The sequence below is a fragment of the Stenotrophomonas sp. TEPEL genome, assembly GCF_004348785.1.
GTDB lineage: Bacteria > Pseudomonadota > Gammaproteobacteria > Xanthomonadales > Xanthomonadaceae > Stenotrophomonas > Stenotrophomonas indicatrix.
Genome location: NZ_QQXJ01000001.1, coordinates 1,225,672 through 1,238,120, shown reverse-complemented (window position 1 = coordinate 1,238,120; position 12,449 = coordinate 1,225,672). Strand labels below are relative to the sequence as shown.

Here is a 12,449-nt window from a genome sequence, read left to right as displayed (position 1 = left end):
TTTACTCCATATTCATTAAGCCNGACTCGGCAAATTCGTACCACTATTGCAATAAATTGTTTTTAAAGAAATTTTTATTAACTCCCAACCAGACATTGCGAGAGCGCGACAAGCCCGCGAAAAACAAGTTAAGCGTGTGTTACGTTCGAAAAACGCCGCCCTCCTGCGCCTGCAGGGCTGCTGAACCATCCATGAGTTCCCAGGAAAGGGAAAACGCGTTTCTCACGACCACACGGAGTACCGCATGTCTCGCAATGGCTTCCCGCGTCACCCGCTCACCCGCGCCGTCCTCAGCGGCCTGATCCTGGCCAGCAGCAGCGCGATCGCGCTCGCCCAGGACAACACTCCCACCGATCTTGGACGCGTGACCGTCACCGGCTCGCTGATCCCGCAGACGCAGATCGAGAACCACACGCCGGTCCTAACCGTCACCGCTGAGGACATCCAGACCCGTGGCTTCACCAGCGTTGCCGAGGTGCTGCAGCAGAACTCGCTGACCACCGGCGGTCTGCAGGGCGGCCAGACCTCCGCTTCGTTCACCCAGGGCGCTGAAGCCTCGGGCATGTTCGGTCTCAGCCCGAGCTACACCAAGTACCTGATCAATGGACGGCCGATGCTGTCCTACCCCGCTCTCTACAACGGCAGCGACACCTTCAACAACCTCAGCGGCATCCCGATCGACATCGTCGAGCGCATCGAGATCCTGCCCGGCGGCCAGTCGTCTCTGTACGGCTCGGATGCGATCGCCGGCGTGGTCAACATCATCCTCAAGGACCGCATGGACGGTGGTGTACTGAACGTACGCGGCGGCGCCTACACCGAGGGTGGCGGCAACGATTTCCGCGTCAGCGGCGCGCATGGTTTCAATGCGTTCGATGACCGCTTCCACGCGCTGGTCAACGTGCAGTATGAGAAGAGCAGCCCGATCTGGGGTTACCAGCGCGACCTGACCAAGCAGAACAACACCAAGGGTTATACGCCGCAGGTTCCGACCAACGACTTCCTGGTCTACCTGCCGGACCAGCAGAACGCCTACGTGATGATGGACCCGAGCCGCTGCGCCAATGTGGCAGGCCAGTTCGGCGGCACCACCGTACTGGGCACGCGTGCCACCGGCGAATCCTGCGGTTCACCCTTCAGTGCCGGCTACAAGACGCTGAAGAACGGCAAGGAAAGCAGCCAGATCTATTCGTCGATGTCCTTTGACGTCAACGACAACTTCCAGCTGTTCGCAGACGCGCTCTACAGCCTGGAAGAAGTGCAGTACAACTCGGGTTCGGGCTACGCCTTCTGGGGCAGCGATGTCGGCTTCGGTGCGTTCGTCGACCAGGCCAGTGGCGAATACATGAACCTGCAGCGCGCGTTCGCGCCGGAGGACATCAGCGCCGCCGGCTACCGCGACACCATGAGCACCGATCGCAACAAGGCCTACCAGATCACGCTGGGCGGGCGCGGCAACGTCGGCAACTGGGATTACAGCGCCAGCTTCAGCCGTGGCGAGTACAAGCTGACCGAGCGCAGCTTCGCGCGCTGGGCCAATGAGATCGACAGCTACTTCGAAGACCGCGTGCTGGGTCCGGTGCTGGGCGTCACCGACGACGGCTACAACATCTACAACCCGAACTGGGGCGCGTTCTATTCGCCGCTGCCGGCCGGCGATTTCCAGACCTTCACCGGCTTCACCTACAACAAGAGCCGCACCTGGCAGAACCTGGGCCGCGCGCAGATCACCAATGGTTCGCTGTTCAAGCTGCCCGGTGGCGATGCGGGCCTGGCAGTGGTGGCCGAAGCGGGCAGCGAAGGCTGGTCATATACCCCCGACCAGCGCCTGCTTGATGGCAGCGTCTGGGGCACCACCTCGGTGGCCGGCGCCGGCCATCGCAGCAACTACGCGCTGACCAGCGAACTGCGCATGCCGCTGCTGGAGTCGTTGACCGTGACCGCCTCGGGCCGCTACGACGCGTTCAAGATCGCCGACAAGACCGTCGACAAATCGACCTACAGCATCGGCGTGGAATTCCGTCCCATTGAAAGCCTGCTGTTCCGCGGCAAGTACGGCACCGCCTTCCGCGCGCCCAGCCTGTCCGATGCCTTCCAGGGCCGCAGCGGGTACTACGCCAACGGCTCGGTCGACTACTACCGCTGTGGCCAGCTCGGCTTCAACCCGAGCGACACGGTTGGCTGCCCGTATGCCAACGAATCAGTGTTCGGTGAGCAGTCCGGCAACCCCGAGCTGGAAGCGATCACCGCCGACGTCTGGAACGCCGGCATCGTGTGGGCGCCCATCAACAACCTTTCGCTGTCGGTGGACTACTACAACTGGAAGATCAAGAACGAGGTCAACACCCTCAGTTCCGACCAGTTGCTGCTGGCCGAGTACTACTGCCGCAACGGCCAGACCAACAACACCTCGGCCAGCTGCCAGAACGTGAGCGACTGGATCACCCGCGATGGCACCGGCAAGCTGGAGCAGATCTACACGCCGAAGATGAACATCGCCAGCCAGAACCTGCAGGCGGTCACGGCCAGCTTCAAGTACGTGCAGGACATCGGCCGCTTCGGTGCGCTGCAGTTCTCCAGCAACTACACCAACATGATCAAGCGCGAACTGCAGCCGCAGCCGGGCGACGAGTACCTGGACCTGCTGCGCGACCCGTACGCGATGTGGAACTACGACCAGTACGCCAAGGTGCGTGCCGACGGTGCGGTGGGCTGGGCGAAGGACAAGTGGACCACCACCGTGTACTTCAACTACATCGGCAAGACGCCCAACCGCATGGCGTACCTGGGCAAGGGCTACGACTACGTGCATCCGTCTGGTTACGAGGCCGGCAAGTGGGGCTCGTACACCACCTACAACCTGAGCGTGAATTACCAGGCGATGGACAACCTGACGCTGTCGATGATGGTCAACAACGTGTTCAACAAGATGCCCGACGGCCAGGCCCACAGCTACGCCGGCAACATCGGCGCACCGTACAACAGCAGCATCTACAACCCCTACGGCCGTGCGGTCTACGTGCAGGCCAAGTACGAGTTCGGAGCGAAGTAAGCGTCGAACCCGCACTTGCGCAGAGGCCCCGCTCCGGCGGGGCCTTTTTTCATGCCCGTCAATTGAGACGGAAGATCCAAACTCGTCTCATAAATTAAATAATGAGAAAAGCATCCGCGAAGCCAGCAAGCCCTTGATCTACATACGAAACATCGGCTTCGATCGATTTTGTTCCGCAACGCAACATTTTGAAACATTCCCAGACAATCGCGTTTACGCACTGATTTCAAAGGACTTTTCTTCCGATGAGCAGCACATCCGTGTGACGGGACCGTTTTGACAACGTGAACGTCGTGTTACGGTCCGGCTGAATGGATTGCAACTGAACACATCATGAAGATGTCAGGGAGGACATCAGCCAGACGACATCGCTCATTACGGGGATCCATCATGTCTCGCCATCGCTCCACGCCTTCGCGTCACCCCCTGACCCTTGCCCTGATCGGCACCCTGCTCGCCTCCGGCGCAGCCCACGCGCAGGACACCGGCCCGACCCAGCTTGACCGCGTCACCGTCACCGGTTCACTGATCCCGCAGACGCAGATCGAGAACCACACGCCGGTTCTGACCGTCACCGCCGAGGACATCCAGACCCGCGGCTTCACCAGCGTCGCCGACGTCCTGCAGCAGTCCTCGCTGTCCACCGGCGGCCTGCAGGGCGGGCAGACCTCCGCTTCGTTCACGCAGGGTGCCGAGGCCGCCGGCATGTTCGGGCTCAGCCCCGGCTACACCAAGTACCTGATCAACGGCCGCCCGATGCTCTCGTATCCGGCGCTGTACAACGGCAGCGACAGTTTCAACAACATCAGCGGCATTCCGATCGATATCGTCGAGCGCATCGAGATCCTGCCCGGCGGCCAGTCTTCGCTGTACGGTTCGGATGCGATCGCCGGCGTGGTCAACATCATCCTCAAGGAGCGCATGGATGGCGGTGTGCTCAACGTCCGTGGCGGTGCCTACTCCGAAGGCGGCGGCAACAGCGTACGCGTCAGTGCGGCGCGCGGCTTCAATGGTGTCGACGATCGATTCCATGCGCTGGTCAACGTGCAGTACGAAAAGACCAGCCCAATCTGGGGCTATCAGCGTGACCTGACCAAGGTCAACAATCCCGACGGCTACAGCCCCCAGTACGTCTCCAACGACTTCCTGGTGCTGCTGCCGGCCAACAGCAACCGCTACGCGATGATGGACCCGAACCTGTGCGCCAACGTGGCGGGCCAGTTCGACGGCACCACCGTGCTCGGCACCCGGCCGACCGGCCAAGCCTGCGGTTCGGTCTATGGCACCGGCTACAAGACCATCAAGAACGGCAAGGAAAGCGGGCAGATCTACAGCTCGATGACCTTCGATGTGAACGACAACTTCCAGTTGTTCGGCGACGCGCTCTACAGCCTGGAAGAAGTGAAGTACGCCACCGGCTCCAACTACACCTGGTGGGGCACCTCCTCCGGCTGGGGCCGCTTCTACGATCAGGGCAGCGGCCAGTACATGAACCTGCAGCGCGTGTTCGCGCCGGAGGACATCGGCACCGGCGGCTATCGCGACATCATGAACACCGATCGCAACAAGGCTTACCAGGTCACGCTCGGCGGCCGCGGCACGGCCGGCAGCTGGGACTACAGTGCCAGCTTCACCCGCGGCGAATACAAGTTGACCGAGCGCAACTTCGTGCGCTGGAACGATCCGATCAACGATTACTTCGAGCAGCGCGTGCTGGGGCCGGTGCTGGGCACCACCAGCACCGGGTACAACATCTACAGCCCGGACTGGGAAGCGTTCTACTCACCACTGCCGAGCGGTGATTTCCAGAGCTTCACCGGCTACACCTACAGCCAGAGCCGCACCTGGCAGAACCTGCTGCGTGCGCAGGTCACCAATGGCTCGCTGTTCAAGCTGCCCGGCGGCGACGCCGGCTTCGCAGTGGTGGTTGAAGGCGGCAGCGAAGGCTGGGATTACACGCCCGATACCCGCCTGGTGGATGGCAGCGTGTGGGGTACCACTGCGGTTTCCGGCGCCGGCCATCGCAGCAGCTACGCGGTGACCAGCGAACTGCGCATGCCGTTGCTGGAATCACTGACGGTGACCGGCTCCGGCCGCTACGACGCCTTCAAGATCGGTGGCAACACCATCGACAAGGCGACTTACAGCGTCGGCCTGGAATTCCGTCCGATCGACAGCCTCCTGTTCCGTGGCAAGTACGGCACCGCGTTCCGCGCGCCCACCCTGTCCGACGCCTTCCAGGGTGTCAGCGGCTACTACGCCAACGGTTCCACCGACTATTACCGTTGCGGCCAGCTGGGCTACGACCCGGCCAACACCACCGGCTGCCCGTATGACAGCGTGTCGGTGTTCGGCACCCAATCCGGCAACCCGGACCTGGAGCCGATTACCGCCGATGTCTGGAACGCCGGCATCGTGTGGGCGCCCATCAACAACCTGTCGGTGTCGGTGGACTACTACAACTGGAAGATCAAGAACGAGGTCAACACCCTCAGTTCCGACCAGTTGCTGCTGGCCGAGTATTACTGCCGCAACGGCCAGACCAACAACACCTCGGCCAGCTGCCAGAACGTCAGCGACTGGATCACCCGCGACGCCTCCGGCGTACTCGATGAGATCTATACGCCGAAGATGAACGTGGCCAGCCAGAACCTGCAGGCGCTGACGGCCAGCTTCAAGTACGTACAGGACATCGGCCGCTTCGGTTCGCTGCAGTTCTCCGGCAACTACACCGACATGCTCAAGCGCGAACTGCAACCGCAGCCGGGCGATGAGTACCTGGACCTGCTGCGCGACCCGTATGCGATGTGGGTGTACGACTCGTACGCCAAGGTGCGCGCCGACGGTTCGATCGGCTGGGCCAAGGACAAGTGGACCACCACCCTGTATGCCAACTACATCGGCAAGACGCCGAACTACATGGCCTACCTGGGCAATGGCTACGACTACGTCCACAGCTCCGGCTACAAGGCCGGCAAGTGGGGTTCCTACACCACCTACAACCTGAGCGTGAACTATCGGGCGATGGACAACCTGACCCTGTCGCTGATGGTCAACAACGTGTTCAACAAGATGCCCGACAACCAGCGGTACAGCTTCTCCGGCACCAGCGGCCAGCCGTACAACAACTACCTGTACAACGCGTATGGCCGTGCCATCTACGTGCAGGCCAAGTACGAGTTCGGTGCCAAGTAAGAACCCTGCGCATGTGTTTCATGGACCCCGCTTCAGCGGGGTCTTTTTTTTGAGCGAACTCCACGACACTTGAATTAATGAAAGTAATTTCAATCACTTACGCAAGCACCGTCCCGAAAGACGGCCCGAAAAACAACTTTGCCGATCATGTCTTTATGACTTGCTGATGAACACTTGACTGGACTAGTTAAGCTCGTGTTAATCTCGGGTCGTCGGCTCGTGAAGCCGGTAATCGTGACTTAGTTCACTTTTTCAAGGGGCACATTGGACGCCACCCGGGCACGACTCCCGAGGACACCAAGTGCGAACGGAATGAATTCAAGGGGATCCACTCATGACGCATCGGAAGCTGCTCGGCCGCCACCCGCTGAGCTTCGCACTGACTTCGGCCTTGGTTGTCTCGGTCGCAGCACCTGCCTTGGCCCAGGACGCGGGCGGCCAGGAACAGACCGCTGGCCGCGGCGGCACCACCACCCAGCTGGACAAGGTCACGGTCACTGGTTCGCGCATCAAGCGTGCCGAGGTCGAAGGCCCGGCACCGGTGGTCGTGGTGACTTCGCAGGACATTGAAAAGCAGGGTTTCAACACCGTATATGACGCGCTGACCACGCTGAGCCAGTTCACCGGCTCGGTGCAGAACGAACTGACCTCGGGCAGTTTCACCCAGAACGCCAGCTTCCTGAACCTGCGCGGCCTTGGCCCGGGTTACCAGCTGGTATTGATCAACGGCCGCCGCGCCACCGATTACCCGCTGCCGTACAACAGCCAGTCCAACGCAGTGAACCTGGCCAACATCCCGGCCGCTGCGATCGACCGCATCGAAGTCCTGTCCGGCGGCGCGTCTGCGATCTATGGTTCGGACGCGGTGGCCGGCGTGGTCAACGTGATCATGAAGACCAACTTCGAAGGCGACACGATCACCCTGCGCGGCGGCACCACCACCCGCGGCGGCGGTGACTCCGGTCGCCTGCAGTGGGTCGGCGGCAAGACCGGCAGCAACTGGAGCCTGACCTATGCCTTCGAAGCCATGGAGCGCGAGGCGATCTACGCCAGCCAGCGCAAGTTCATGGATTCCTACCGCGACGACCCGTCGGTGGATCCGGCCGACGCCACCGCAGTGGAATCGGTTCGTTTCACCGTCAACCGCGGCGCTGGCGCGATCCGCGAATGGCCCGCACCGGGTGGCTTGGCTGAAGTCTGCGGCCGCTTCGCCGAATTCGAAACCTACAAGTCCGCACCGACCGTGGCCGCGCCCAACCGCTGCGGCTACTTCGGCTATCCGGCCACGCAGTCGATCCGTAATTCCGACAGCACCCAGTCCGGCTACCTGTACGGCACCTACGATTTCAACGGCGGCCTGCAGGCCTGGGGCCAGCTGAGCGCGTCGCGTTCGGAGGCCAAGCTGGCCGGTGCCACCCGTTTCTTCGCCAGCGGCGGAGCCCTGGGCATCACCAACCATTACGATCCGCAGTTCGGCGGCACTGTTGGCAACGTGCAGCGCATCCTGACCCCGTCGGAAGTGGGCAGCATCGGTGCGCAGAACAACTACGTCGAAAAGTCGCTGGACGTGGCTTTCGGCCTGCGCGGCAACATCGCCAACAAGTTCGACTGGGACGCCACCTTGTCGCACTCGCGCTACAGCGCCGATGACAACTTCAATTGGCCGGTGGCCAGCCGCGTGCGCGACTTCTTCTACGGCCCGCAGTTGGGCACGCGCCCCAATGGGCTGCCGATCTACCGTCTGAACGTCGATCGTCTGATGAACCCGCTGACGCCGGAGCAGGTCGCTTCTTTCAGCGACAAGTTCTCCAGCACCGCCGATTCGCAGTCCTCGCAGGCCATCTTCGGCATCAGCGGTGACCTGTTCGAACTGCCGGCCGGCCCGCTGGCCATGGCCGGTGTGCTGGAAGCCGCCCGCCAGAAGTACGACATCTCGCCGGACTTCCGCATGGAACAGGACTACACCGGTACCGGTGGCCCGCTGGGTCGTACCGCCACCGGCGGCGGCGGCGAGCGCAGTCGATATGCGGCGGGCCTGGAGTTCAGCGTGCCGATCTTCAGCACCCTGAAGGCCAACCTGGCCGGTCGCTATGACAAGTACGACGACGCCAGTTCGGTCGACGGTGCCGCCACGTGGATGGCCGGCCTCGAATACCGCCCCGTGCAGAGCCTGCTGCTGCGTGCCACCCACGCCACCAGCTTCCGTGCGCCGGACATGCACTACATCTTCGCCCAGCCGTCGGGTTTCTTCCTCAACGGCGCGCTGGACGAGTACCGCTGCCGTCGTGATGGCCTGAACCCGCTAAGCAATACCGACTGCGGCTCGGGCACCGACTACACTTACTCCATCCAGGGCGACCGACAGGGCAACCGCAACCTGAAGGAAGAAACCGGCAAGTCCACCACCGTTGGCTTCGTCTGGGACGTCATGGACCAGATGTCGCTCAGCGTGGACTACTACAACATCGAGCTGGAAGGCGCGGTCAAGGACATCGCCTTCGGTTACCTGATGCGCAATGAAGCCGACTGCCGCCTGGGCCGCACCCGCGACGGCGCACCGGTGGATGGCACCTCTGCCGCGTGCGATTACTTCCGCAGTCTGGTCGGCCGCGATGGCATCAACCCGACCACTGGTGAAGACGAGTACGTGGTCGACTACCACTCCGTGCCGTTCAACCAGGCCAACCAGAAGACCTCGGGCCTGGACGTGGCCTGGAAGTACAAGATCGACACCGATCGCTGGGGCAACTTCGACCTGGGCCTGAACTGGACCCACGTGCTGAAGCTGGAAGACCAGGAGTTCCCGGGCAGCGGCACGCGCAACGTGCGTGACCACAAGCAGTTCTTCAACTTCCGCAGCCGCATCAACTGGACCGCCAGCTGGGAACGCGACGACTGGGGCGCCACCGTGTACGGCTACCGCTGGGGTTCGCTGCCGAACTGGGCGGAAACCGGCCGCATCGGCTCCTACGTGATCTGGAACGCCAACATCCAGAAGAAGATCACCAACAAAGCCACCATTGGCCTGTACGTGAACAACGTCTTCGATGAACTGGCGCCCAAGGACGACACCTACAACACCTATCCGTTCTTCTTCTACAACTACAGCGCGATCGGTCGCGAGATCTTCGTGCAGTTCGAGTACAAGCTGAACTGATCGTTCCATGCTGCAACGGAGAGCCCGGCCTTGCCGGGCTCTTCGCGTTGCAGGGCACCCATTGCCTCAAACATCTGGAGAATGCGTATGAAGCGCATGTTGTCCCTCCTCGCGCTGGCGATCGCGGCGGCTGCACCGCCCGCCCACGCCGTCGCCCCGCAGCAGCCGGTCAAGGATTTCGTCGGCCATGCGACCTACGGCACGGTCAAGATATCGCCCAACGGCGAGTACCTGGCCATCACAGTCGACCAAGGCGACCAGGACGTGCTGACGGTCATCCGCACCAGCGACCTGAAGCCGGTCAAGGTGCACTCGCTGCCGGACAAGAAGAGCATCGGCTCGTTCTACTGGACCAGTCCCGACCGCCTGCTGTTCGACGCGGTCAAGAAGCTGGGCGGCTACGCCTCGCCGATGTCCACCGGCGAATGGTATGCCGTCAACGCCGACGGCAGCCAAGCTCGTCCGCTGATCTACTACGGTACCCGCGACGCCACCCAGCGCGGCAAGGAAGTCGGCCGCGAGAGCTTCTCGCTGCTGGATACGCTGAAGAGCGACAACCAGAACGTGATCATGCAGGTCACCTCGGCGCGCTCGTCCGAGGGCGGCAACACCGAAATCGTGCGCATGGATACCACCAGCGGCCGCCGCACCTCGCTGGGCCGCGCGCCGAAGGAAAACTGTAGCATCGCGCTGGACGCCGCCAAGGAGCCGCGCTTTGCGATCTGCAGTTCCAGTCGCAACGAACAAGGTGAGTACGAGGAGCGCAGTGAACTGTACCGGCGCGATGGCAGCGGCTGGACTCTGCTCAATGCCTCCAAGAGTGGCGGCAAGCACCTGGATGTGATCACCACGACCAACACGGGCACCGTCTATGCCACCGAGAACGATGGCAAGGCGCCAGCCGCCGTCGGCGTGCTCGACACCGCCAGCGGCGCCTTCAAGCCGCTGTTCCAGGACCCGGTTGCCGAAGTCTCCAACTACATCTGGTCGACCGACGAAAGTACGCTGATCGGCGTGGTCACCGAGGCCGGTGCGCCTGCGGTGAAGCTGATCAATGAAGACCACCCCGATGCCGAACTGTATGGCTCGATGGCGGCTGCCTTCGACGGTCAGATGGTCGATTTCTCCAGCTACACCCAGGACGGCCGCAAGATCATCGTCAGCGTGTACAGCGACAGCAACCCTGGCGAGCTGTATCTGTACGACCGCGATACCGGCAAGGCCCGCTTCCTGATGTCCCGCCGCCCGCAGATCGACAAGAAGAACATGGCGTCGATCAAGCCATTCAGCATCACCACCCGCGACGGCCGCAAGGTGTTCGGCTACCTGACCCTGCCCAACGGCTCCAACGGGCGCAATCTGCCGCTGGTGGTCAACCCGCACGGCGGACCTATCGGCCCGCGCGACAACTGGGGCTTCAATCCGGAAGCACAGCTGTTCGCCAACCGCGGCTACGCCACGCTGCAGGTCAACTTCCGCGGCTCGTCCGGCTACGGCAAGGCCTTCGAGGATGCCGGCCACCGGCAGTGGGACCAGGGCATCCAGAACGACATCCTGGAAGCAACCCACTGGGCCATCGACAACGGCTACGCCAACCGCGACCGCATCTGCATATACGGCGGCAGCTTCGGCGGCTATTCCGCGCTGATGGCGCCGATCCGCGAGCCGGGCCTGTTCAAGTGCGCGTTTGGCTATGTGGGCGTCTACGATATCGACATGCTGTTCAAGAAGGGCGACATTCCGCAGCGCGAATCGGGCCTGCGCTTCCTGCGCCGCACCCACGGCACCGAGCGCGCAGACTGGAATCGCGCTTCGCCGGCACTGCGCGCGGCCGAGGTGAAGATCCCGGTCTACCTGGCCGCCGGTGCACGTGACGCGCGTGCCGTACCAGAGCAGACTGAGCTGATGAACAAGGCGTTGATCGCCGCCGGTAACAAGCCCGAGGGCATGATTGTCCAGAGCGGGGAAATGCACGGCTTCTATGGCGAAGACGCGCGGGTCAACCTGTATACGGAAATGCTGAAGTTCTTCGACCGCCACATCGGCGCCGGCGGCGGCAATGCCGCCAGCCCCTGAGCCTGGCATCGCCGGGCGGGCCCTGCCCGCCCGGTCCTCACCACGCACCTTGGAAACCGCAGATGAAATACCCGCAATGGATGGCGACCGGCGCCCTGCTGACTGGACTGCTGATGTACACGAACGCGCTGGCGACTGACCAGGCTCCGACCGATCCCACCCAGGACAAGCTGATGATCACCGCCGGCTTCCTCAACGGCCACCCGGATCTGCGCTTCCGGCTGCTGGCGCTGGAGAAGTACAAGGCCGGCAAGCGTGAGGACGCGCTGCGCTTCTTCCAGTACGCCGCCCAGTACGCCGACAAGCCATCGCAGGCGATGGTGGCCGAGATGCTGTGGAACGGCGATGGCACTGTCCGGAACCGTGCCTTGGCCTATGCCTGGATGGACCTGGCCGCCGAACGTGGCTACGAAGGCTTCCTGGAAATGCGCGAACGCTACTGGAAGCAGCTGGATGAAGCCGAACGCACGCGGGCGGTGAGCGAAGGCGAAGCCATCTACGCCCGTTACGGTGATGCCGCCGCGCAGCCGCGCATCGCTGCGGTGCTGCGCCGTGAACGCCGTGCCACGACCGGCAGCCGCACCGGCTTCACCGGAACCCTGCGCATCATCGTGCCCGGCCCGGCGGGTCCGCAGGAAATCGACGGCTCCAAGTTCTACGACGAACGCTATTGGGACCCCGAACGCTACCAGGCCTGGCACGACTCTATCTGGAAGAAGCCGCGGATCGGCTCGGTCAACGTCGGCGGCGTCGAACAGCTGCCGAAGGAAACGGCCGCCTCCCGCATTCCGGAGGTGAAGCCACAAGGAGAGCTGCCCGAACCGGATGCGGGCACCGAAATGCCCGCCCTTCAGGACGGACCGGTCAGACCCTGACCCCGCCAGCGGCTGAACGCGCAGCACAGGCCCCTGAACAACCAAGGCCCCGGCTTCGACCCGGGGCTTTTTTTCAGAACAAACCGCCACCCTG

At 62.8% G+C, this 12,449-nt stretch carries 5 protein-coding genes; all 5 read left to right on the top strand.

Going from position 1 to position 12,449, the window contains the following annotated elements:
• Positions 1 to 244 precede the first annotated feature (244 nt).
• The 5 genes from TEP_RS05425 (at position 245) to TEP_RS05405 (ending at position 12,355) form a co-directional block, all read left to right on the top strand.
• Positions 245 to 3,052: a TonB-dependent receptor gene (locus TEP_RS05425; RefSeq protein WP_132824551.1), complete on the top strand. Its 2,808-nt coding sequence runs from the start codon at positions 245 to 247 to the stop codon at positions 3,050 to 3,052.
• A 390-nt stretch (positions 3,053 to 3,442) separates the two neighbouring features.
• Positions 3,443 to 6,247: a TonB-dependent receptor gene (locus TEP_RS05420; protein WP_132824550.1), complete on the top strand. Its 2,805-nt coding sequence runs from the start codon at positions 3,443 to 3,445 to the stop codon at positions 6,245 to 6,247.
• A 334-nt stretch (positions 6,248 to 6,581) separates the two neighbouring features.
• A complete protein-coding gene (locus TEP_RS05415) occupies positions 6,582 to 9,404 on the top strand; it encodes a TonB-dependent receptor (RefSeq protein ID WP_132824549.1) in 2,823 nt (940 codons plus the stop codon).
• Positions 9,405 to 9,491: 87 nt separating this feature from the next.
• Positions 9,492 to 11,480: a prolyl oligopeptidase family serine peptidase gene (locus tag TEP_RS05410; RefSeq protein ID WP_240790634.1), complete on the top strand. Its 1,989-nt coding sequence runs from the start codon at positions 9,492 to 9,494 to the stop codon at positions 11,478 to 11,480.
• 62 nt (positions 11,481 to 11,542) lie between these two features.
• Positions 11,543 to 12,355 (top strand): sel1 repeat family protein, encoded by an 813-nt coding sequence (locus TEP_RS05405; RefSeq protein WP_132824547.1) that lies wholly within the window; start codon positions 11,543 to 11,545, stop codon positions 12,353 to 12,355.
• Positions 12,356 to 12,449 lie beyond the last annotated feature (94 nt).